At 57.9% G+C, this 23,208-nt stretch carries 21 protein-coding genes; 11 read left to right on the top strand and 10 right to left on the bottom strand.

All coding sequences use genetic code 11. The features are described from left to right. The first annotated feature begins 56 nt into the window (after positions 1–56). Positions 57–992, top strand: coding sequence for an FxLYD domain-containing protein (locus DSM3645_RS26620; RefSeq protein WP_002655773.1), 936 nt, complete (start codon positions 57–59; stop codon positions 990–992). 124 nt (positions 993–1,116) lie between these two features. On the opposite strand, the gene DSM3645_RS26615 is transcribed toward DSM3645_RS26620, so the two are convergent. Together DSM3645_RS26615 and DSM3645_RS26610 are read right to left on the bottom strand one after the other, a co-directional pair. After that, complete coding sequence (locus DSM3645_RS26615) at positions 1,117–1,953, bottom strand: SecDF P1 head subdomain-containing protein (RefSeq protein WP_002655772.1); 837 nt, start codon at positions 1,951–1,953, stop codon at positions 1,117–1,119. A gap of 15 nt (positions 1,954–1,968) precedes the next feature. Continuing rightward, on the bottom strand, positions 1,969–4,974 hold the full coding sequence (locus DSM3645_RS26610) for a DEAD/DEAH box helicase (RefSeq protein ID WP_002655771.1): 3,006 nt from the start codon (positions 4,972–4,974) through the stop codon (positions 1,969–1,971). 101 nt (positions 4,975–5,075) lie between these two features. On the opposite strand from DSM3645_RS26610, the gene DSM3645_RS26605 reads away from it, so the two are divergent. The 8 genes from DSM3645_RS26605 to DSM3645_RS29065 all read left to right on the top strand — a co-directional run bounded on the left by DSM3645_RS26605 (position 5,076) and on the right by DSM3645_RS29065 (position 12,742). After that, positions 5,076–6,128, top strand: coding sequence for a twin-arginine translocation signal domain-containing protein (locus DSM3645_RS26605; protein WP_002655770.1), 1,053 nt, complete (start codon positions 5,076–5,078; stop codon positions 6,126–6,128). Between the two features lie 316 nt (positions 6,129–6,444). Next, entirely contained in the window at positions 6,445–6,921 is a 477-nt protein-coding gene (locus DSM3645_RS29075) for a TadE/TadG family type IV pilus assembly protein (RefSeq protein WP_081445021.1), read from the top strand. 48 nt (positions 6,922–6,969) lie between these two features. After that, the gene (locus DSM3645_RS29070; RefSeq protein ID WP_002655767.1) at positions 6,970–7,449 is read left to right on the top strand and encodes a TadE/TadG family type IV pilus assembly protein; all 480 of its coding nucleotides are present in this window, start codon (positions 6,970–6,972) and stop codon (positions 7,447–7,449) included. A gap of 53 nt (positions 7,450–7,502) precedes the next feature. Further along, positions 7,503–9,380, top strand: coding sequence for a vWA domain-containing protein (locus DSM3645_RS26590; RefSeq protein WP_002655766.1), 1,878 nt, complete (start codon positions 7,503–7,505; stop codon positions 9,378–9,380). Positions 9,381–9,629: 249 nt separating this feature from the next. Continuing rightward, positions 9,630–10,241 (top strand): thioredoxin family protein, encoded by a 612-nt coding sequence (locus DSM3645_RS26585; protein WP_002655765.1) that lies wholly within the window; start codon positions 9,630–9,632, stop codon positions 10,239–10,241. Positions 10,242–10,298: 57 nt separating this feature from the next. Further along, positions 10,299–11,174 (top strand): ThuA domain-containing protein, encoded by an 876-nt coding sequence (locus tag DSM3645_RS26580; RefSeq protein ID WP_002655764.1) that lies wholly within the window; start codon positions 10,299–10,301, stop codon positions 11,172–11,174. A 207-nt stretch (positions 11,175–11,381) separates the two neighbouring features. Beyond that, a complete protein-coding gene (locus DSM3645_RS26575; RefSeq protein WP_002655763.1) occupies positions 11,382–12,257 on the top strand; it encodes a DUF1559 domain-containing protein in 876 nt (291 codons plus the stop codon). A gap of 20 nt (positions 12,258–12,277) precedes the next feature. Further along, positions 12,278–12,742, top strand: a complete 465-nt coding sequence (locus DSM3645_RS29065) for a hypothetical protein (protein WP_050769513.1) — start codon at positions 12,278–12,280, stop codon at positions 12,740–12,742. Positions 12,743–12,759: 17 nt separating this feature from the next. Here DSM3645_RS29065 and DSM3645_RS26565 read toward each other — a convergent pair whose 3' ends face one another. Genes DSM3645_RS26565 through DSM3645_RS26540 form a run of 6 tightly spaced genes read right to left on the bottom strand, consistent with a single transcriptional unit; the run spans position 12,760 to position 18,979 of the window. Then, positions 12,760–15,243, bottom strand: coding sequence for a hypothetical protein (locus DSM3645_RS26565; RefSeq protein WP_002655761.1), 2,484 nt, complete (start codon positions 15,241–15,243; stop codon positions 12,760–12,762). A 9-nt stretch (positions 15,244–15,252) separates the two neighbouring features. Further along, positions 15,253–15,699: an ExbD/TolR family protein gene (locus DSM3645_RS26560; protein ID WP_002655760.1), complete on the bottom strand. Its 447-nt coding sequence runs from the start codon at positions 15,697–15,699 to the stop codon at positions 15,253–15,255. Then, entirely contained in the window at positions 15,699–16,127 is a 429-nt protein-coding gene (locus DSM3645_RS26555; RefSeq protein ID WP_002655759.1) for an ExbD/TolR family protein, read from the bottom strand. Before DSM3645_RS26555 ends, DSM3645_RS26560 begins: the two co-directional genes overlap by 1 nt. Continuing rightward, positions 16,124–16,954 (bottom strand): MotA/TolQ/ExbB proton channel family protein, encoded by an 831-nt coding sequence (locus DSM3645_RS26550; protein ID WP_237564961.1) that lies wholly within the window; start codon positions 16,952–16,954, stop codon positions 16,124–16,126. The genes DSM3645_RS26555 and DSM3645_RS26550 overlap by 4 nt, the downstream gene beginning before the upstream one ends. A 19-nt stretch (positions 16,955–16,973) precedes the next feature. Next, positions 16,974–17,993 carry a tetratricopeptide repeat protein gene (locus DSM3645_RS26545; RefSeq protein WP_002655757.1) on the bottom strand — a complete coding sequence of 340 codons (1,020 nt, stop codon included), beginning with the start codon at positions 17,991–17,993 and terminating at the stop codon, positions 16,974–16,976. Next, a complete protein-coding gene (locus tag DSM3645_RS26540; RefSeq protein WP_002655756.1) occupies positions 17,990–18,979 on the bottom strand; it encodes a hypothetical protein in 990 nt (329 codons plus the stop codon). The genes DSM3645_RS26545 and DSM3645_RS26540 overlap by 4 nt, the downstream gene beginning before the upstream one ends. 495 nt (positions 18,980–19,474) lie before the next feature. On the opposite strand from DSM3645_RS26540, the gene DSM3645_RS26535 reads away from it, so the two are divergent. Together DSM3645_RS26535 and def are read left to right on the top strand one after the other, a co-directional pair. Further along, positions 19,475–20,929 (top strand): DUF1570 domain-containing protein, encoded by a 1,455-nt coding sequence (locus DSM3645_RS26535; RefSeq protein WP_002655755.1) that lies wholly within the window; start codon positions 19,475–19,477, stop codon positions 20,927–20,929. 238 nt (positions 20,930–21,167) lie between these two features. Next, on the top strand, positions 21,168–21,752 hold the full coding sequence (gene def / locus DSM3645_RS26530; RefSeq protein WP_002655754.1) for a peptide deformylase: 585 nt from the start codon (positions 21,168–21,170) through the stop codon (positions 21,750–21,752). Between the two features lie 196 nt (positions 21,753–21,948). Here the strand turns inward: def and DSM3645_RS26525 are convergent, their stop codons facing one another. Together DSM3645_RS26525 and DSM3645_RS26520 are read right to left on the bottom strand one after the other, a co-directional pair. Further along, on the bottom strand, positions 21,949–22,464 hold the full coding sequence (locus DSM3645_RS26525; RefSeq protein WP_002655753.1) for an REP-associated tyrosine transposase: 516 nt from the start codon (positions 22,462–22,464) through the stop codon (positions 21,949–21,951). A gap of 227 nt (positions 22,465–22,691) precedes the next feature. Next, complete coding sequence (locus tag DSM3645_RS26520) at positions 22,692–23,141, bottom strand: response regulator (RefSeq protein WP_002655752.1); 450 nt, start codon at positions 23,139–23,141, stop codon at positions 22,692–22,694. Positions 23,142–23,208 lie beyond the last annotated feature (67 nt).

The raw sequence follows: 23,208 nt of genomic DNA, 5'->3' as shown, positions 1-23,208 counted from the left end.
CGCGTATGGGGTGAGGTAGGGTTGGTGGTATAGAGCGTCTGTTTGGGAGAGGAAAAATGAAGCCGGCAAGCACCATCACTCTGATTGTCATTATCTGCTTTGCGCTTTTGGGGGGCGCAATCTGGTTGAACGCGAAACCTGGATCGACCGATTTGCAAGTCGAGCTGGCGAATCTTAGAAATGACTTTGAAGAACTGGAGAATCGCACCGCTAATCTAGAGAGCGTGCTCGCCAATCGATCGCTTCCCAGTTTCCTGCAGCCGCCTCCCAAGCATCGGGGAAAAATTGATCCCAACATTCCGGATAAAAGTTGGACGGCGGAGCGGTTGATGACGGCTTACATGCAAGCGGAAACCTGGCCGGAACGACTTCCCTTGTTACGAGATCCGGAAGCGGCTCGGCCGGTGATGGAAGCGCACTACGAGCGATACGTCCGACCAGCCTCCTACAAGATCCATCCGATCATCGGAGACCTGAGTAAGAACGGCGCCTTGCTGGTCCAAGTGACGGTCGAGAATAACATCGCCAACTATATCGTGATCCAGACCAGCGAAGGTCCCAGAATTGATTGGTTAGCGTCCAAAAGAAAATGGGCGATGGATGATGAAAAAATCAAAGCGCAGAAAGAGCAAGAGCTGATTGCGAAATGGAACCTCGAAGGTGCGACCATCGTGACCAAGCTGCTGAAGAAAGAGCAAGTCGGCGAATATACGTATCTCCACGTTCAGGTTAAAAATAGCTCGCAAGCCTACCTGAGCTACCTGGGAATTTCGGCGACCCTTTATGATCGTGACGGCGGCTATGTCGGCAAAGAAACCTCCAACGAGTCGGATATTTCACCAGGAGAGACAGTCGTCATCCAGGTCCTCTGCAGGAACACATCCACCTATAATGTTGCGAAGGTCGATCTGAAGTTGGATGGAGTTACGGTGAAAGACCGGGCTGATCATACTTTCCAGGCGGAAAAGTGGTTCCAATTAATTCAAGAGTAATCGGCGGCTGTAGAACGCCGGGCCCCATTCATGGACATGGCCACGCAACCGGCGGTGCGATTGCGTGTGGCCACGCGATGGCGAATTGGCGCTCTTGGGCAGGTCTTGGTCCCCACAGCGGACTCTACTCTACTTTCTTAGACGAGATCAAAACGAGTTGGGGGATTTCGCCATGTTTCGCGAGTTCGCCGGTTTCGACGAGCTGCTCGACTTCTGCTTGAGTGAAACGGCCTGTAATGATTCCGCGCTCGCCGATTGTCGCTTGAATCGTAGGGGCGGAGATGATTTTGTTTTCAAAGACGATCGCCAATCTTCGCTGCAAATTGGCCTGCGTCAGACGGCGAAGATGTTTCGCTCCGGCAGGTGTCATCGCAAACTCAATCCCGAGACCCATATTGGGATCACTTGCAATTTGAAACGACAAAAAGTGTTGGCCATGGATGTCGTCTTGCTGTTGAATCAACAAAGCGTGAGCGACTCCGCCAAAATCTCGCGTCGACATTCCGGCTTTCAAGTCGAGTTTTTGGTCGATCGCCGTCCAAATCGCATTCTCTCCTGCAGGAGTGGTCACGCTGGGGGCATCGCTTTGATCCGCGACCGCAAATAGGGGGACGTCGATGGTCGGGTCGGCGATGATCCTCAGGCCGATTCGGGCCGGTTGGCTTAAGATCTTTTGACAAAGTTGTTGCTGCTCATCATCGGCGGCAGGCAAATCGACGATCACGGTTTTGTCCGCACCGTAGTGAGCATGAGCGGAAACTTGGGCGTAGTTCTGGAGGCGATCGTCGATATGCTGCAAGATTTTCGCTTCCGAGAGTTTTTGCTCGTTCTCGCTGATTTTGTAGATCAACTGAAATCCACCGTCGTCAGCAAGCGTTGGAGGTGGTTTCGTTTCGCAGCCGACAAGCGACGTCAGTAAGATGATCGCCGGGAATCGTAGAATCCAATTTGAATTTGGCATCAGGTCATCCAGCGATTAGGAAAAAACTTCTTTCTCATGATACGAGCCGCGTGGGGTGAGGCCTGCTTTTTCGGCTTCAATGCGGAGGTCTTCGCCGGCGCCGCGGAGCGAGAACAGGGCCTGGCCGGGGCTGACGTATTGGTTCCAATATTTTTCGTAGATCTCGGCGCTCTCTTTCTTTTTGGCCAGCGCTGACGGCACTGCGTGCAGCATCACCATCTCGTCATTTTGTTGTTCGAGATACTGACCCAAAAATTGGGGCAATAACTTTGACCAAAATGTGGGCGTCGAGAAACGCAACTTCCGCGGGACCACATACCGGGGGCGATGCAGCGGGCCGAGCGCCTCACGCAGCGCTGTGGCGAATCGTTCGCTCTCTTCCTCGGTTGCGTCGTCGAGGAACATCCGGACGTAGCCGCCGGCTCGCGATTTTACCTGCGGCCGAGCCGCTGGCGAAATCTGCTTGGTTTCGGCCAGGGCTGACAAGATCGCGGTCCCGATGCTCATCGCTAACGAATCGTCGCGCCACACTTCACCCTTGGCGGCGAACGGCGGAAAGCCGGATTGCTCGCGCTCGTCACGATCGAGTCGAACTTCCAGCGTCGTCCGCGGCTCGCCGTGATAGGGTTGGCCGATCTTCCAATGTTCGCGGGCGGTCGTCCGCCGGCCGGCGCGGACCAGCATGTCGCCGTTGAGCAGACGAACCGAGTCTTCCAGTAATTCGGGACGCAAATCGGTCAGCGCGGCATGGACATGGCCGACCCCTTTTTCGATCTCGCCGTCGTCGGTCACGCCGTAGATATTGTCATGCTTCTTGCGGAAGCGGGCGTAGTCGTCCAGCCCCTTGCTGAACTCCGGCGCGATACAGACCACGTCCCAGTTGTTGGCGACTTTCTCGGGCACGGATGGATCGAGCCGAAACGATCGCCCGCGAAGTTGCCGCACCGACATGCTCGTCGTGACGGTCGTCAGATCGATCAAGACGTTGATCTTGTTGGCGTCCCAACCTTCGCCCAACAGACCGCGGGTACCGACCAGGCAGCGCGACACGCCTTGTTGGAAGAGTTGGGTGATCATCTCGATATAGACGCGCGGCGACCAGTCGGCGCCTTGCCCGCGGACGACGCAAAACCCTTCTTCTTCGCCATATTCCAGCTCGACGCGAAACCCTTCTTTCTCGAGCCAGGCATGCGCCACATGATCAAACTGCGGTTGCAGATCGTCATCGATCAGCACGCTGGAGCCGGTCACCAGAATCGGTTGCAGCCGATCGGTTTGTTCATCTTGCAGCAGCATCCGAAATGCGGCGACGGCGCCCCCCGCTTCTTCGTCGAGCAGATCGGCCGTTTCGGGCATGACTGCGGCGGTCTTCTCGTAGTCGGCGACCACGATGGCGCGAATCGAATCTCCGAGCGTCGCGATCTCGGCATGCAAGATCGGTATGACAGCGCGGGCTTTTTCACGCGAGTACGCCAGCACGCGACCGACCGGCGAGGCGCAGGCCTGACAGCCGGTTTCGGTAATCTGCACGCCGAGCATCCGCAGTCGTGTGATGATGTCGCGAGCCAGCGCGTGGTCGTCCGAATTCGGAGAACGTCGCAGCGCGTGTCGGACGTAACGATCCAGCACGGGAACGAGGATCGCCATCTCGGGAGCTTCGGCGGCTGGATCCCACTCGGCAGGCGGAACATCCTCGGGCAAGGCCAACTCGCGCATTTGTAAGAAGACGCGGGCCGCGGCGGCGAACTCGGGATCGCGACGTTCAAAGGCGGACCAAGTGTTGAATTTCTGCGCCGCATGCCGCTTTTCGGCGAGCGAAGCCAGCAGCCACGCGGGGAGCGGCGCGATGCGGGGCGCGTCGGCGATGGTTTCGACTTCTTCTGCGGCGACGGCGACCGGATCGACTGCGGTGGTTGGTTCAGACTCGGCCTCTTCGGCGTAGGCCGCTTCCGCCGAACCGACGACTTGCAGCGCCGAAAGGTCGAGCAGCTGAATCGGCGGCTGTTCTTCTTCGGTCGGCTCGGATGTCAGCGGTTTGACCGGCTTGGCGGCGACGACTTCCGGGGGGGCTGCGCTACCATCGCGCGGTGCGCTGGCGAGATCGACAATCTCGTGCAGCAGATCATCGGCGTTAGCGACATAGCGCAACTCGGCTTCGCTGGGCCGCACAAAGTACGCGAGGTCTTGGTAGGGCGCCAGAAAGCCGTCCTTCACCACCGCCGGGACCGGGACGTCGTAATCGATCGGGCCAAAGAAGGTGGTGTAGCGCTCGAAGTCTTGGGGTGATTTGTTATCGGCATCCGGGGGCGTCGCCGTCAGTCCCAGGATGACTGGGTTGTCGAACATCACCGCGGCGTCGGCCAGCACACGTCCCCAATGGCCGACCAGATGATGACACTCGTCCAAGATGATCAGCCCAATCTGCTGCGTCTTCAAGCGATCGAGGGTCGCTAGCGACGAACGATGCAGCATGTCGAGCGTATCCCCGCGCTGGCTCGCTTCGTCTCGAATCTCTTTGCGATAGGCGGACAGACGTTGATCGTAATAGTCGCGATTGTGTTTCTGCAGATCGCGAATCCAAATGCGGGCCTCTGCGGGATCGCGAGCCGCTTCTTTTTCGATCAGCTTGCTGCGCCAGAGTTCAAGCGCTGCGTCATCCAGTCCGTCATCACCGCGGCGCGGCAATGTGACCGATTGATAGGTCAGCGAAGTCAACAGGCCGGGGAGCTTCGGATCGGTGCTGGCCAGTTCGCCGCCGGGAGGCGTGCGATCAAACAAGTCGGTCCGCGCCGCCCATTGCATTTGGATGGCCGAATTGGGAGAGAGGACCAGCGCTGGACGCTTGACGCATTCGGCCCAGAGATAAAGACCCAAAACGGTCTTTCCCGAGCCCGGCGGAGCGACGACATAGAGCTGCCGCTCGCCGGAATCAAGGCTTTTGCGGGCAATCTCCACCGCATCTTGCTGGGAAGGGCGCAATTTGCCGCGAAACCGAACTTCCGGGAATTGGGCGTTGGCCATTAGGCGAGTTCTCGTAAAATGAAGAGATTGCGTACAGAGTTTCTGGCTTACCGCTAACGCAAACGCCTTCCTAGTTTAGTCTCAGATAAGGTTCCCGCCGCATGGCTTCGCCGACCCGACGACAATTTCTCCAAACGACTGCCGCCGCCGCTACGGTTGCGGCGACTCCTTTGTTTCTGCGTGCCGAAAACAAATCAAGCTCGGCGCCGGTGCGCGTTGGTTCGGGAGAGCATACCTACGAATGTCATCACTATTGGGGCGAACTTCCCAGCAGCATCCAGTGGGGCGCGACGCACGGCGTCGCGATCGATAAGTCGGGCCTCATTTATATCACGCATCAAAGTCCCGCTGGCGAAGCGATGGACGCAATCGTCGCATTTGACGCCGCTGGCAAATGCGTGCGTTCGTTCGGCAAAGAGTTTCACGGCGGCGGACATGGGCTGGAACTGCGGTCCGAAGAGGGGCAAGAGTTTCTTTACCTGTGCGACGTCAAGAATCGCCAGATCGCCAAGCTCGATCTGCAGGGCGAAGTCGTTTGGAAGAAAGGTTTTCCTGAGCAGTCAGGCAAGTACAAAGATGCGAACGGGTATTGCCCGACCAATATCGCGCTGGCGCCGAGCGGCGGCTTTTATGTGGGGGACGGATATGGTTCGCACTATGTCCACCAGTATGACGCCGATGCGAATTGGGTTCGGAGTTGGGGAGGTCGCGGAACCAAGCCAGGCGAGCTGAATTGTCCGCACGGTTTGTACGTCGATACGCGTCCTGGTCGTGAGCCGTCGTTGGCGGTGACCGATCGGGCCAACAATCGCCTGCAATATTTTACGCTGGATGGCGAGCATTTGAGCTACGTCGACAACTTGGTTTATCCTTCGTCGCTCGACGTGCAGGGAGACGTGATGTTGGTTGGCGAGTTGGATTCGCGGCTGACGCTGCTCGACAAGGAGAACCACGTTATTACTTATCTGGATGACGATCCGGCCTGGCGGAAGACGGTCAACGCGAATGGTCGTCGCATCCGGTCGCAGCGCGACAAATGGGTCGCCGGCAAGTTTGTCCATCCGCACGACGCGACGTTTGACGCGGATGGCAATATCTACCTGGCCGAATGGGTTGTCGGCGGACGCGTCTCCTTCCTGAAAAAGGTTGGTTAAGGCCGCGTCGAAAAGAACTGACGATGAGCCAACGGCGTCCGCTAGGGGTGGGCGCCGTTTTTCATTTCTTGCTGGTTGCCTGTTTTTCGAGGCATTGCTCCCGTTCTAGCAATCAGACAGGCCGCACAATCGCTACGATCGATGCAGCCGGAAATCTATCAAGAATTCTCCATTCTTCGGCGACTCTCGCCGGCGTTTTGAACTACGTTTCTGTTGGCGGCCGTTTTGGCTGTCGGCGCACCTTATCTCGCTCGATTCCTTGTCCTTGTTCGCCGGCCTTTCTCGGCGATCCACTTTTCGTAAAGACGCACGCCGCATGCTACGAGTACGCAAAGTACGAACTGCCGATCGCCGCGGCGCAACTTTGGTAGAAACCGCTTTGGTATTGCCGGTGTTCTTCCTGTTTGTATTCGCGATCATGGAGTTCGGCCATGCGACGATGGTATCGAACGTCCTGAAAAATGGATGTCGAAACGCGGCCCGCTGGGGCGCGGCGAGCGGAGCGACGACCGAAGAAGTGGTCGCCTACGCACGCAACCAAATGAAATCCGCCGTCAACACGAATGCGGTGACCATCCAGGTCAAAGACGCTAGTTTCTTTGATGACGGCGGCGATCTTCCCGCCAGTTCCGATGATTGGGCTGACTTGCCCGATATCGAATTGTCCGACGCCGAGTCGCGCCAGATGTTTCTGATCCGCGCGACGGTACGTTACGGAGACGTCACCATCTTGCCGCAGCCCTGGTCGGCGAACGCGATTTTGGGGGGCCAATCGATCACGCGGCACGAATAACCGGTTACGTCACAGCAAAACACAAGTTGTAGGAAGGGAGAAAAGCCGATGGTACGCTTTCGCCAAAAACAAGTCGCCAATCGTCGCGGAACTGCGACCGTAGAATTCGCCGTCGTAGCGCCGCTGTTTTTGACGATGGTCATCGGCCTGATCCAAGGCAGCAAGCTGTTTGACTCCCACTCAGTGATGGCGCAAGCGGCCCGAGACGGCGCTCGCTTGGGCGCTATGGACCGTGCGGACTGGGTGGCGCAAGGGATTCAGTCCAACAACAAAATCACGCAAGACGTACGCAACACGTTGGCCGCCGCTGGATTTGACCCAGAGGATGTCGACGTCTTTATCGAGTTTCCTGACGATCCAGGCAACACGTTTGATCTAGATGATCCCGCGAATGACTTCCAACTGTTTGAACTGCGCATCGAGGCGCCGCTGAGTCCGTTGACTTCAACGCATAACGACAACGAGAACCAATTGAAATTGGTGAGCAAGGTCGTGTTTCGCAATAGCAAGAGCACGATTGTCCAGTGATCGCGCTGTCGCGACGACCTTTTGAAAACGCCAGATCTGGGGAGAATTTCGCTATGCCTTGTTTCGCCTGCAACTTGACCAATCGACGTTCGGCTCGCAAGGGCATCTTCGTCGTGTTGGCCGCCGTCGTGATGGTCGTCTTGTTCGGATTCATTTCGTTCGGCATCGACACTGGGTTGATTTCGCTGGAACAAACCCGAATGCAAAACGCGGTGGACGCCGCGGCCTTGGCCGCTTCGCAAGAGATCACTTCGGCCGTCGCTCAAGCAGGCGATAGCGGCGGCGACCCCAACTCGATCTCGATTTCGTTCGCCAAACAAATGGCGGTCGACGTCGCCGCGGCCAACGGCGTTTATCTCAACGCGGATCGCGATATCGTGTTCGGCAAGCGGACCTATGATCCCGGCAGCGGCGAGTGGGCGTATGATTGGACGACCGGCCCCTATAACGTGGTGAAGGTCGAAGCCCATCGCGATCAGCCGAACCTGGAAGCTCCTGACGGCCGCGTGCCGTTGGCGTTTGGTTGGGCGGTCGGCGTCCCTTCGATTCCGCTGGTTACTTCCGCGACCAGCTTTGTCGAAGCTCGCGATATGGTGGTCGTGCTCGACTTCTCGGGCTCGATGAATGACGACAGCCAGTTCAAAGCGATCAATCGCTTGGGCAATGATGCGGTGACGCAAAACTTGCGAGACATCTTTACGTCGATGAGTCCCAACGTCGGCAGTTTGCCGCTCGACCCGACCTATCTGACCGTGGTCGGCGCGGCGCCGACAAGCGGCTGCGATTCGCAAGTTCAGGTCACGTTCAAAGGAACGGAGATCTACGTGAAATCGTCAAAAGATCTGTCGAACGTCGTGCTGCAGTTTGATAACGGCAATAAATACAAGTACGACAATCTCAATCAAGGGAAGACCGGGACCTTTCAGGGGAACGGCGGCAACTACAATCGCGTGATCACCAAAGCCTGGGTCAAATCGGGTTGCAACAGCAGCGGTGAAGGTTCTGGTTATGGCGAGCGCTTTGAAGACACCAACAGCGCCGTGAAAAATGCGTTCGGGCTTAATCACGTTCCCTACCCTTATGCGTCCGGCAGTTGGGATGACTATATCAACTATTGCCGCAATGACAACGATGTCCGTTCGGCCGACTATCGCAACATGTACGGCGGCGTTACGCTGGCCAACTATTGGCTGGCGAAAAAGTACAACTCTTGGCAGACCCAAGATCTCTGGAAGGCGCCCCACTATCCGTTTCACGCGGTGAAGAACGGCTTCACATTGTTCCTTTCGTTTTTGGATGACCTCGACTTTGGCGACGAAGTCGGCATCGTCTCGTACGACGAAAGCGCCCGCGTCGAACATACGCTGGACGAGCACGGCGAGTACGCGACGCTTGGAGGGAACAACATCAGCGAAGACTACGATACCCTCGACTTGATTCAGCGGCACAAGCAGTCAGGCCACTACGGTTCATACACCGGCATGGGATACGGCGTGAAAGAGGCGAGTGAGCTGCTAACCGAACATTCGCGGCATGGAGCTCGGCCGACGATGGTGGTGATGACCGACGGCCAGGCGAATCGCTATCCCAACAGGTGGAGCCTGCCGTACAACTGGAATTGGGCCGACTACACCGACTTCGATGGGGATGGAAATGCGGACTACAGCACTAGTGATCGCTCGAAGCAATACGCTTTCTATGAAGCGGTCCAGGCTCATAAGCTGGACGTGACCATCCATACGATGAGCGTCGGCTTGGACGCCGATCGCAGCTTGATGACGGCGATCGCGTTCGCTTGCGGCGGCGTTCATATCGCGGTCCCCGGCGGAGCGACGGTGGCCGAAATGGAGCAGCAATTGTTGGACGCGTTTGGACAGATCGCGGCCAAAGTTCCGCCGCCGCAATTGGTGTATGAGATCACATTGGATTAATACGGGACGTGTCCTGCCGGATGGTCGGCGGCGATTTCGGTCGTCGTCGGCCATCCTCCCTACAAAACAGCAGAGAGAATAACTTCGAGTCGTTTGTTGCGAGTGTCGCCCGTTGCTGACAAAGGCCGTCCTGTCCTGGGGACGGCCTTTGTTTTTCTTGGTCCCCTCCATTCAAGGTGAAATCTGGGCCGCGGCTCGTTAAACTAGAAAGAACGATACGTCCCTCGATCTCTAACCCCACAGTGGAAAATGCGCTCACGACTCTGGACTCTCGTCGCGCTATTTGGTCTGACCACGTTGCTGACGGCCGGCGAGTTTAACCCCGTCAAAAACATCGGCGACAAAGCGCCTGTCTGGCAAGATCTGCCAGGCGTAGATGGGCAAAAGCACTCGCTAGCTGATCTGCAAGCCAAAGAGGTCGTCGTCGTTGCTTTTACCTGCAATACGTGTCCTTACGCCGTCGACTACGAAGATCGACTAAATCAACTCGCTGCGCCGTATGCGGCGGCCGATAGCCGCGTCGCCGTCGTTGCGATTAATTGCAATTTGGTGGAAGAAGATTCCTTGGAAGCGATGAAAGAGCGCGCCGCCGAGAAAAAGTTCGCCTTCGCCTACTTGGCCGATACGTCGCAACAGAGCGGTAAGCAATTTGGGGCGACGCGTACGCCGGAGTTCTTTGTGCTGAACAAAAATCGTGAGATCGTCTACATGGGCGCCCTCGACGATTCGACCGACGCCGACAAGGCGCAGACCAATTATGTGCGCCTTGCGATCGACGCCGCGCTGAAGGGAGAACGCCCCCAAAAGACCGAGACGATCGCGATTGGTTGCAACATCCGTTACAAACGTTCGCGACGCTAAGCGACGCGTGTTCCAATACTATCCCCCTTCCCCCTCCTGCACTTCGGAGTTTCCCTCATGCGCATGTTCTGCACCTTTGTTTGCCTGCTGGCGCTGGCGGCGCCGAGCTTTGCCGCCGACGCAAAATTAAAAGCGCTGATCGTCGATGGTCAAAACAACCACGGCGTCTGGCCCAAGACGACGCAGATGATGAAAGCGGATCTGATCGAAACTGGTCTGTTTACGGTCGATGTCGCGACGACCGAGCCGAAGTCGACGGAAGGTTTTGCGCCGCAGTTTAAAGATTACGACGTTGTGATTAGCAACTACAACGGTCAGTCCTGGCCGAAAGCGACGCAGGAAGCGTTTGTGGAGTACGTGAAAAACGGCGGCGGCTTTGTGGTGATTCATGCCGCCGACAATGCGTTTGGCAATTGGGAGCAGTACAACCGCATGATTGGACTCGGCGGCTGGGGCGGCCGCAACGAGAAGTCAGGCCCCTACGTCTATTACGGCCAAGAAGGAGAGGTCGTCCGCAACACCGATCCCGGCTCCGGCGGCCATCATGGCGCGCAACATCCCTTTCAGATTGTCGTGCGCGACGCCGAGCACCCGATCACCAAGGGGATGCCAAAGGCCTGGATGCACAGCCAAGACGAACTCTACGACCTGCTCCGCGGCCCCGGAGAGAATATGCACATCCTCGCGACTGCCTACGCCGAGCCAGGCAAGGGAGGGAGCGGCCGGCACGAACCGATGTTGATGACCATTCAGTATGGCGACGGGCGCGTCTTTCACACGCCGATGGGGCACGCCGAGTATTCGATGGAGTGCGTCGGTTTTATCACCACGCTGTGCCGCGGCGCCGAATGGGCGGCCACCGGCGCGGTGACGCAGCCGATCCCGGATGACTTTCCGACCGCAACCGAAGAGAGCAAGCGGATGGCGAAATAGTTCCAATACAACCATTCTCAACCCACCTTTGGCGGGCGCCGGCACTTTCGGCGCTCGCTTTTTTTTGCGCAAGCACGGAACTAATGAGGGGTTTGCGCTAAAAAATGCATAGATATAGAGACTTTTGTCTATCCAGGGTCGTTCGGAGGCGTAATAATTCGAGCCTTCTATTTTTCTACGATCCCATCTTATCCCTTAGGCCTAGATATGGACAAAAAAAACGCTTTTACGCTGGTGGAGCTGTTGGTGGTGATCGCCATCATCGGCGTCTTGATCGCTCTATTATTGCCTGCGGTTCAGCAAGCTCGCGAAGCGGCTCGCCGGATGTCCTGCACAAACAACATCAAACAGCTTGTGCTTGCGCTACATAACTACGAGTCCTCGTTCCTGGTTTTTCCGACCGGCCGCGTTGGTTGCGATGGCGCTTGCGATCCTAAGTCGGGACCAAGCACGAGCGGCTTTGTGTTGATGCTGCCGCAGATTGAGCAAGGGGCGCTGTACGATCAGTTCGCTCCCTATGGACCCGGCAGTGCGTTTCCCGGCAATCTGCCTAGCACGGTGCTTTCGCAGCGGCCCGATGCGTTCGTCTGCCCGAGTTCGATCATGCCGCCGTCGGTCACACTAAGCGGCAAGGAGTGGGCGACCTCGAGCTATGCGTTTTGCTCGGGCCACTATGGTCCCGATCAAGGGATCGGTGCGAAAGTGAAGTGGGATAACAGCGGTTTGTTCATCTACCGCGACTCTCGAAAAATCTCGGATGCGACCGACGGCTTGAGCAATCTGTTTGTCATCGGCGAAGTGGTCGACGGCGATAAGCCGACCAGCTCCAATCGCTGGGCGATCGGCTCTCGCTTGCTCGATTCGCTTCGTTCCACGCGGAATCCGGTAAACACGTTGCCGGGAATGGGGGAAGTTCATAAGCCGTACGACCACGATTTGAACGCCGCATTTGCGAGTCGCCATCCTGGCGGAGCGAATTTTGGGTTCGGCGACGGTTCGGTCAAGTTCATCCCTGAGACGATCAATCTCACGGTCTATCGCAACTTGGGGCGTCGTGATTCTGGAAAAGTAAAATCGTACTAAGCGGGAAAAAGGAGCTTCGAATGATTCAAGCACATTTTGCCGCAATGATCGGCGTCGGTTTTGTAATTCTCGCTGGGTGCGGCGAGCGGGGTGAAATAATTGTTCCGGTTTCCGGTACAGTGCGGCTGGATGGCGCGCCGATGGCGGCCGGCGAAGTTGGTTTTATTACCTTCCAACCGCGCGCAGGCCGCGCGGCGATCGGTAAGATTGATCCCAGCAACGGCGCTTTCACGCTCTCGACCAATGAAGCGGGGGATGGCGTTCTGGTTGGCGAACACGAAGTCACGGTATCGGTAAATGCAACCGGCGCCGGCGGAAATCCGATCTCTCTGATTCCTAAAAAGTACCAAGAGTTTGCTACGTCAGGATTAAACGTCACGATCGATGGTCCGACCGATTCGCTGATTATCGAATTGGAGGGGCCGCTCAAACGGCACGTTAAGACCTACGATCCTGCGGCGCTGGGAGACGACCCCGGCTTCTAACGAAGGTCGTTCACCGCTTAGCCCGCGGTAGAAATTAACTTCTCAAATCTCGGCTTCCACTGGGGGCCGCCGAGATCAGGGTAGAGCGTTTGCAGATACTTCAGCAGCTTCGCCGCTTCCGCGTTCTCGCCCAGCGTGATCTGCAGGCGGGCCGTTTCGTACTTTGCTTGATACCAGCGATCCGATTGCGGTTGGCTCATCCTGGCGCCGATCAAACGCCAAATATTTAAAGCTTCGCGACGTTCGGCGGCCGAGCCGTCGGCGGCTAGCAGCTCGGCCAGCGCGACTTGCAGCACCACATCCTTGGGCTGGGCTTGGGCGACGGCGCGCATCTCAGCTAGGGCCGCATGACGATTGCCAGAAGCGGCCAGCGCTTCGGCTTCGAACTGCTGCAGTTGCGCTTGTTGCGGCGGCGGCAATTGCAGGGCCCGCGGCTTGAGCTGTTTGATCGCTTGCAGCTGCAGTCGGGCGAGTTGCGATTTTGCGTCGCCTCCGGCGGTTCGGCTGATTTGTTGCAGAGCGGCGATCACTTGAAACAGTTTCTCCGGCTCTCCGCCGCTCACGTCGTTCAATGCGGCGGCGGCGCCTTGTTCGTCGCCTCCGCCGGCTAAGGCGATGACCAACAGCGACTGCATTCGACTGCGCCAATTTATCGGAGCGTCGGCGTTGGCTTGCAGCGTCAAGCGGATGGTTGTTTGCGCCGTCGCATAGCCGTTCTTCACGTAGAACAGCAGCAGTTCGGCCAGCGCTTCGGCGGCCGTGCGGCGAGCCTGGGCCGATGGAGAGGTCAGCGCATACTCTTCGAGAAACGTTTGCACTTTGGCGACATCGCGCGGCGATAGTTCTCCGGAGGCGCTGGCTTGGGAGAAATGGTCCCGAATCGCCGCCGCCGCCAATACCGCCGCTTCTTCCGCTTCGTCAAAATTGGCCGGGATCGACAGCAACGTTTCGATCGCGTCGCCGGCGTCGCCGCGGGCCAATTGATACTGAGCCAACCAGAGCCGCGCCCGATCGGCCGTCTTGCTGGTCGGCCAGCGGATCAGATGTTCACGCAACTGATCGACATAGGTCTTCTCGTCCAGGCTTGGATCGGCGCGCATCGCCAGCGATTGGTAGTAGGCGGAAGTTAAGTGAGTTTCGCCTGCCGTCTCTTGCGCCGGAAATAGATTCGCGAGTTGCCGGAGCCGTTTGGCGGCGTCGGCATATCGCTGTTGCTTGGCCAAGACCGCCGCGGCGGTCTGTCGCAGTTGAAACTCGCGGTCCCCCTCTTTTTCTTCCGCCGCGGCCGCAGCCGCACGATCATAGGTCGCGATCGCATCGACATATTGCCCACGGCGGTAGTATCCGTCTGCCGTTCGCTGCAGCAGATCGATGTCTTTGGTTCCGGCCGATTGAGCGTTTTGCGTCAACAGCAGTTCAGCGCGACGCGCCCAATAGGCGCCGTAAAGTTGTTCGAGATCGCGAATGACGGCCGAAGCTTGCGCTTGCCATTTGGCGCCTGCGGCGTCCCCATTTTTGGCCGCCGCTTGCCAAAGCGCCACGTAGGTCTGAAAGTAGGCGAAGTCGAGCTCTGGAGACGTGACGCCGTTCAATTGACGTCCTTGATCGACTAATGTTTTCGCGACGTCGACTTGCCCGGCGTCGAGCGCCAAGTTGATTTGCTCTGCCTTCGCTTTTAGGAGCACCTCAGCCGGCGGCTTATCGGCTGCGAGCGTCGTGATCGCGTTCTCCGCATCGGCGTATTTTTGCAACAGACGCAAAGCTCGGATCTCGGCCAGACGACTGGGCCACGTAATCGGCGACGAGTCGCCCAACTTGGTCAGCGGGTCGAGCGTCGACAAAACTTGGGTCAGCGAGTTGATCCGATCGAGACTTTCCGGCGGATAGGTGAGCGCCTGATTCTCGAACGCGCGGGCCAATTCAAACTGTATATTGCGCGACAGCCCGGTCAGCTCTTCGCCCGACAGTCCCGCTGCGCCGCGCTGCAGATCGGCGGCGATCGTCAGACGTTTTGCTTCGGCGAGTAAACCTTCTAAGCGCGCGATCGACTTGCGCAATAGCAATCGCGTCTGCTCGACCGACTCGGCTCCCGCGGCGCCAAGCTCGGACTCCTGCCGAATTTGCTCGGCCTGGGCGAGCATCGCGAGAGCGCTTTGGGCTTCAACGATAATTTGTCGCGGATCGTCCCCAAACTGTTTGGCGTACTCGGTCGGCACGCTCTGGGCGGCGGTCCACCAACGATTGCGATCACCGGTGGGCGAATTGAGCGCATGCGCGGCGAAGGTGCGAATCAACTCGCCGGCCAACACGCTGCGCTCGACCGGATCCTGGTCTGTCGCGACCAATCGCTCGGCGGCGTATTTTTCGGCCAAGGCGAACAATTGCCTTTGCCGCAGTCCGGCGACCATCTGCACGTCGGCCGATTCGTCGCCCCAGAGACGGCCAGCGCAAAGCAGCAGCGTCAGTCCGAGGAGCGTGCAGATTGTCGGTTTAGGCGGCATGACGAACGATCAGTTTTTCGCGTCGACGGCGAATTGGATGTCTTGGAAATTCAGCTCACGGGCCATGTCATAAATATCGATTACGTCGCCGACTCCGACCGGCCCATCGGCGTCAATGACCAGCGGCACGTCGTTCTTGATCGAGGCCAACGTCTGCATCAATTGGCGCACCTCAGGCAACTGAAAACGGGGTTGATCGTTCACCTTCCAGATCAAACGTCCCCCTTCTTTGGTCAGGCGGACGACCACTTGCTCGAAGTCGGCCATCTCAGGAGGTGGTTGGACGTTGGCGCCGGTTCCCATCGGCGGCGTAATGTTGCTGGGGAGCGAATACTCGACGACCTGAAAGCTGGCGGTCCACAAAAAGAAGACCAGCAGCAGGAAGACGACGTCGATCATCGGCGTCATCGAAATCTGCAAACTCTGGCGATCGACATAGGGAGAAGAGCGGCGCATCAGCGAGCATCCTCCCTGCGAATCACCGCGAAGTTCACATTCCAGACGCCGGCTTCGGCGGCGGCCAGCATGATTGGTTTCACATGTTCGTAGGCGACATCACGATCGCAGCGGATGCGAACTTCCAGATCGTCGCCGGATTGACTGCGCTGAAACTCGAGTCGCTGGCCGATCTCTTCCAGCGTCACGGGCTTGCCCGCCAACAAGACGCGACCATCTTTCTCGACGTTGACGACCACGCGCGGACGTTCGTCGTCGATGATCTCGGCGCCGGTTTCCGCGGTCGGCAGCGGCAACGGCAATTGACTTTCTTGTTTCGCTAAATGGCTGGAGACAAGAAAGAAAATGATCAACAAAAAGACGACGTCGATCATCGGCGTCATGTTGAAGTCGAATTGTCCTGGCCTCAGGTTGGCGTGGACTTTCATCCGCTGCGGCCTCCCTGCGTGGGCGCGGCCGCTTGACGCCGGCGACGCTTGAGCGGCGTAAAGACCTGCTGCGCTTCATAAGCGCATTCCGCGACCAGCTCGTCGACCCAGTTGCGAAACACGGCGAAGGCGCCGAGCGAAGGAATCGCGACCAGCAGTCCGCCGACCGTGGTGACCAGCGCTTGATAAATTCCTTCCGCCAGATCGGCCGCGCCGGCGGCGCCTTGCGTGCTGGCGACTTGCTGGAAGGCGAAAATCATCCCGGTCACCGTCCCCAGCAGACCGACCATCGGCGCGATGTTGCCGATCACCGAGAGATACTCGATCTTGCGAAAGAGCCGTGCGGATTGCTCCGCAACGGAATCTTCAAGCGCCTTCTCGACGCCGGTCCAACCGCTGTCGAGTTCGGCGATTCCGCTTAACAACACAAACGACAGAAAGCTGGGATGCGTATGGCAAACCTTCTCCGCTTCCTTCACGTTGCCGGCGATCAACTGTTCGCGGACTTCATCGGCCAGCCCCGGCGGCGAGAGCTCTTTGTGGCGAATCGCCATTGCGTGTTCAAACACCAGGTAAGCCGCGGTCAACGAGAGCGCGAGCAACAGCAGCATGATCAAATTGCCGACGATCCCGCCGGAAAGCAAAATGTCGATAAAGCCGGTCCCTTGCGGCGGTGGACTGGGCGAACTTTCGATTGGCGCAGCGCCCGGCGGCGTGTTGGCGTCTTGCGCCAGTAGCCTGGTTGCGGTCGAGGGTTGCTGCGTGGTGAACCAGTAGCCGCCGCCGATCAACGTCAGCGCGAGGGACCAGATCATGATTCGCGTCATATTCGCCAAGTTCGTCTCCTTACGGCGAGGCGCCGCCTGCTTGTTCCATGCGTGCGGAAGCCTCTCGGGCGATCGCATTGGCGGCGGTGTAGTCAGTAATGATTTCGCGATAGAGACGCTTGGCTTGCACCGGGCGCCCCAATAATTCTAGTTGTTTGCCGGCCCGCAACAGCGCTTCGGCCGCGAGCGGTCGGTCGACGTTGTCGAGGATCGGGATCCGCAGGTATTCGAGCGCCGCAGGTTCCGACTGTTCGTCGCGGGCAAGCGCGTCTCCTAGCAATAGTCGTGGGCCGCTTTGCACGCTCCGCGGCAAACGCTCGATCTTTGAGCGGCGCTCGGCGATTCGGTCGGACGTTTGCAGCGTCGGCGGTTCGGTGCGCCACAGTTGCATTTCGGCCAGCAAAGCCAACTCGGCAGGAGCGGTGCTGCGCAGTTGTTGCAGCGCCGCGATCGCCTGACTCCGTTCGGCGGCGCTGAGCAAAAAGCTGGCTCCCATCAGTTGGGCGTGGGGCGAATCGGTTTTCTCAAGCCATGCGAGCGCCGCACGATGCAAGTTGACGTCAGGCTCGCCGGTCTTCCAGGCCAGCGGCATCGCATCGAGATACGGCGTGTAAGGATCCGATGCGACCAACGCCAAAAAGGCGTCGCCAGCGGCATCGTTGCGACCGAGATTGCGTCGGCAGCGGGCCATCTCGGCGATCAACATACGTTTGACCCATGATCGCATTTCGCCGCGATAGGCTTCTTGGAACGCGATCTCGGCTTCGGCGAATTTGTTTTGGGCGACAAGGGCTTGCGCCTGACGCATTATTGCGGGCCAATCCGAATCGACCTGCGCCACTTTGGCGGCGGGAATCTCGATCTGTCGACCGCTTAGAGTGGTCATCCTCAAAGTTTCGCCGGTGTAGTCGTTCACGTCGCCGACATAAACTTCCGGCGCGCGTGAGTCGGCCGCGTGCCGCAGGTAGACGCGATCTTCGGCGGCGGCGCTGCCGCTGACCAACAGCAGCGCGAATGAAATCAAGCGAAACGGGTTCAACGGCGCGCCCTCAACTTGGAGGTGTCGACGTAAACGTGCTGTCCACCGTTTTCTTCGGCCAGGCGAACGAGAAAGTTGCGGCGACCATCCCAAGGGCCGACCCCAAACTCGATCGTGTTGATCACGGCGCTCCGGTTGCGACGGCGGATGTCGGCCATCTCTTCTTCGCTGGGTGAGCCGTCAGCGTCGGTCAAAAAGAAGATCACATCGGGGCTCATCGCGAGCGCCATGTACAGCGCCTTGAGATGCTGCGTGCCGCCGGTCGCGACAATGCTGCCCACAAATTGCTCGGCCAGGGCTTTACCTTGTTCGTCGGCGAACATCAGCCGCGGCGTTCCGCCCAACGGATTAAAGACGCGTGGTTCTTCGTTATAGAAGATGATTTGAAATTGATGCAGCTTGTCGAGCTCGCGCAGGCTTGCCAGCAGCTCGCTTTTGGCGGCGGCCAGCGGGCGGCCTGCCGAGTTGCCCATGCTGCCGGAACGATCAAAGACGTAGGCGAACTTGCTGCCGGTCCCTTCGATCCCAAACACGCGTGTCGTGCCGGCGCCGTCGATGCCTGCCTTCGAACCTCCTCCGCCACCGGTCAAGCCGCTGGCGCTGGGGAGGCCGCTCATGTCGGAACCGTTGGTTTCTCCGCCCTCGCCGGTCGGTAGAAAGCCGGTCATATCTAACGGCGGTTGGTCGGCCGACGGCAAGCTTTCGGACATGGCCGCTTCGGCGGTCGACGGCGCATTAGCCGACTCGGCGGCGTCGTTTTGATCGCCGTCGACGTAGTCGGTCCGGCCATCGGAGCGCTCGGCCAGGACAATGCCGCCGCTACGACTGGGTTCGCTCGCGGCGCCGCGCGGCGCCGAGCGAATAGTGATCGCCAATACGACGATGACCGACGTATGGACCAGCATCGACATCAGCCAGGCCGGCAACGCAAAACGGCGTTTCGCAATGTCGCTCTCGGCGTCAGGCGGATGGACTGGTGCGATCATCAGTGACCGTAAGTAGTTGCAGGGAAAGGAAGACGCGAGCCGCGCCTAGGGCGCGGATTCTAGAGCGGCGTGTAATCGGGGTCAACGTGGATCAGCGACCGACGTTGCTAGCGGGTTTGCTCTGCTACTTATTATGCCCCGTTTTCGCAATTGAGGGCGAAATTTGCCGATCAGAGGTCTCGAATGCAACATTCACTATGGTGGCCAGCTGGATGGTGGCCAGCTGGGTGCGATCCCGCATTAGCGTCGCTGCGCCAAGTCCTTCTCAGAGCATGACTTGTGTCCAGGGAGAAGCAGCGGAATTTCTCGAAGCGAGTGCTGCATGCGAGGTGACTTGTTCCGGATTCTCTCGGCCGACAGGCCAGAACTAGAGCAATCGGGCTGGCGATTTCGCCAAACTTCCCCCAGGATGATTTTGCCCTCGCCGGACATACAGTGCATAATTTGGGTGATTCACGCCCCACCCGTCGTTCGTCTTTGTTCCGAGAGATTGTCATGATGATTCGAGGCCTGTTGGGGCTGCTGCTGGGGTTCGCTTGCGTCTCGCAATCCATAGCGGACCTTGTTCTGTACAACGTACCCGGAACGAGTTTGGTCTTTATTCTCCAAGGCCGCGCCACCGTCAATCCAGGCGCGAATGTCACCTTCCGGCATTCGAAGTTCGGCAATCTGTACATGAGCGCCGCGGACGTCAAGATCTACAAAGTTCGTTCCGTTCAGTCGCAAGCCGTCAATGAGTTGAGTTCGGCCAAAGCGGCCGGCGATCTGGCCGGTTGTCTCGCTGCGGCCCAGCATGCGTTGAAGATCGGCAAGCTCGATCTCTTTTACCAGGCCTGCAAAGCAGCATGGGAAATTGATCCCCAAGACGATCGCGTGAAGAAGCTGGTCGAACTAAAACAGGCGGTCGACAAGCCGATCCCGATCGATCCGGCGCAGGAAAAGATCATGCGGGACTTCACCAAGAACCGCGCCGATATGAAATTCCTCCGCAGCAAGCATTTTTTGTTGTTGCACGACACCTCTAGCAAAAAGGATGAGCGCACTGGGATGACGCGCGCCGAGGAACGGCTCACGCTGCTAGAAACGGTCTATGCAAGCTTCCTGATGAAGTTCTGCCTGGAAGGGGTCGAACTAGAAGTGCCTGACAAACTGTTGATGGTGGTGCTCTTCGCCGAGCACACCGAGTACCTGCAGTTCGTGAATCTCCTGGGCCCCGATCTGGCGTCGGCGGCCGGGTTCTATCATCGAATTGACAATGTGGCCGTCTTTTACGATCAGGGAACCGACGAGTCGTTCGAGGTGCTTAATCTTCTGAACAAGCAGATCCAATCCGAGCGAGACGAGATTGTCCGTCGCAAGATCCGGGGAATGGCCGAGGTAATTCGCTTCGCCGATACGCTGAGTCTGTTGATTGAAGTGAAACGCGAGAATCTCGACATCGAAGTCGTCAGCCACGAAGCGACTCACCAACTGGCCGCCAACACAGGACTGATGCCGGCCGACTCACCGATTCCGGTGTGGGTCGCCGAAGGTCTGGCCACCTACTTTGAATCTCCCAAGCAAGCGGCTTGGAGCGGGATTGGCGCGGTGAACTCTGAACGATTGGAATGGTACCGAGAACTTGCGCCCCTGCGGAGCGTTTCCAACATCGATTTTATCGCGTCGGATCAAATCTTTACCCGCTCGTCCAACAACTTTGCGACGCTGCACGCCTATGGCCAAGCGTGGGCCTTCACCCACTTTCTGATGGAAAAGCACTTTGACAAGCTGGTCGAGTATTATCGCGAACTGGGCAAGCTTCCCAAAGCGAGCCATGCCCAGCCGGAGGAGTTGCAACAGGTGTTTGACCAAGTCTTTGGCAAAGACAAGCAGGCCCTAGACGGCCAGTGGCGAGCCTACATGCGTTCGCTGAAAACCGACCTGGAGAAAACTCTGGAAGACGCCAGATAAACGGTGTCGCCCAGGTATTGATCGCCAGATGATCGAAGCCGTTTGGGCTCGCCCCCGTTTGGCTAGGGGGACTTTGGCGATGCATGGGATCGCGCGACAGTACTCTTGTCTCGGCGATTTGCAGCAGCGCGGGCGGACGGCATCCTCCCCCGAACGGAGATTTCGCCTATAATTGAAGGATTATCGCCATGCCCTCTCCGTTCCCAGTTGGGAAAGAGGCCCATTGAGGAGTCGTCCGTTGCCGCTTGAAGTCGTCCATTATCCGCATCCCACGCTTCGTTACCAATCCAAACCGGTCAAACGGGTCGACGCCGATCTGCGCAAGATCGTCGCCGAGATGTTCGAGTTGATGTACGAGAATCGGGGCATCGGACTCGCCGCGAATCAGGTCGATCTGCCGATTCGCCTGTTTGTGGCCAATCTGTCCGGGACAAAGGGAGAAGGGGAAGAACTGGTTTTCATCAACCCTGTCATCTCGCGCCCCAAAGGGAACGAAGAAGAGGAAGAAGGCTGCCTAAGCTTGCCGCAGGTATTTGGACCGGTGAAGCGACCGGCCGAGATCCAGTTTGACGCCTATAACCTGCAAGGGGAACTCTTCAGCCAGCGAATCGACGGCATGCTGGCCCGCGTCGTACAGCACGAAACCGATCACCTGGACGGAATCATGTTCTTTGATCGAATGCAGCCCTCGGCGATCCAAGAGATCGCCTACGACATTGAAGAGTTTGTAATCGACTTTAAAAGCCGCCGCGATGTCGGAGGAATGCCCACCGACGAAGAGATCGCCGAGCGTCGTCAGCAGTATGAAGCGACCTATTGCTAGGGTATGGCGGTTAGCCCAGATAGCTCCGCTATCTGGGCCGACGAAGTCGGCAAGAAGCGTCAGCCCGCGGTTGGCCTCGAATCGGCAAACACCGACGCTATTTGACGTGGGAACGCTCCACTTGCCGCCCACCGGGCTTTGATGCCTCTTGCGGCTGCGCCGCCCCGATAGCGGAGCTATCCGCGGCCAACCAGTTTTAGAATAGCCAGTCAATTGGCACGCCGACGCTCTTGCCCTGCTCATACCAGCGGGCAGAGCTCCACTTCCAATCGACCGGACCGTCTACTAATCCCGCGCGCACCGGATTCTGATGGATGTATTCCAGCTTTTGCACCAGCTTAACTTCGGAATAAATCGGTACGGAATAGTACTTGGGAGTCCAGAGTCGATCTATCGGTCCGGAAACTTTCAGGTAGTGGGATTGATGGTCTTCGTACCAAGATCGAATTTGAAAACTGGTAAGCCGCTTCCAGTTTTGGAGAAACGAACTTAGTTGACCCGTTTCAGGCAGCCAAATCAGAAAGTGAACGTGGTTCGGCATGATGACAAAGCCAGCGCACTTGGCCGTATGGCTTTGCAATTGCATGTTGAGCTGCCCCAATAAGTACCGGCAGGGTTGCTCCATTTCCAACAGTTTGCGCCGCCGATCACAAGAGAAGGTGACGAAGTGGCAGTAGCGCTCATCATCGGCGATGCTCCGACGTTCGGCCATGGGGTTTCCTTCCGTACATGGTTGGCCGCGATAGCTCCGCTATCGGGGCCGACGAAGTCGGTAAGAGGCATTATGCCGCGGTTGAAGTTAAATCGGCGGCTCGCCAACCTATTTTGCGATATCGACAGTTGCATTAGCCGCCGCGTGGCGACTTGATGCCTCTTGCGGCTGCGCCGCCCCGATAGCGGAGCTATCGGGGCTAACCCTGGTCTTTGTTCTCTGGCCGGTTATTGATTGTGTCCGGACTCGGTTTCCATGTCCGCGATGTACCGCCGAAGTCGCTCGTTTTCGTCCTGCATATCTTTGATGCGGAGCATGTTCGATACGCGTTTGAGCAGCTCGACTTTGTTGACGGGTTTCGAGAGAAAATCATCTGTCCCGGCAGTAACTGCACGTTCGATGTCTCCAAGTTCGTTGAGCGCCGTCACCATCAGGATCATGATCCTGGAGGTCGCCGGATCGCTCTTTAGTTTTTGGCAAACTTCAAAACCGCTCAGCTTTGGCATCATCACGTCAAGCAAGATCAAATCCGGCCCAAACGAGGCCGCTTTGTCGAGCGCGTCCTGCCCGTTGACGGCGATTTCGACATCGCAGTCGACTCCGGCAAGATAGGCTTCCAGCAGTTCGACGTTGGCTTGATTGTCGTCGGCGATCAGTATTTTGTTGGTCTCGGCCATCGGCCCCTTTCCGTAGGCGAATATCACGTCTCCTACGGAATTATACGGGGAATCTCGATAGACGAGA

It is taken from the genome of Blastopirellula marina DSM 3645, assembly GCF_000153105.1.
Classification (GTDB): Bacteria; Planctomycetota; Planctomycetia; order Pirellulales; family Pirellulaceae; genus Blastopirellula; species Blastopirellula marina.
This window is presented reverse-complemented; position numbering and strand designations above follow the sequence as displayed.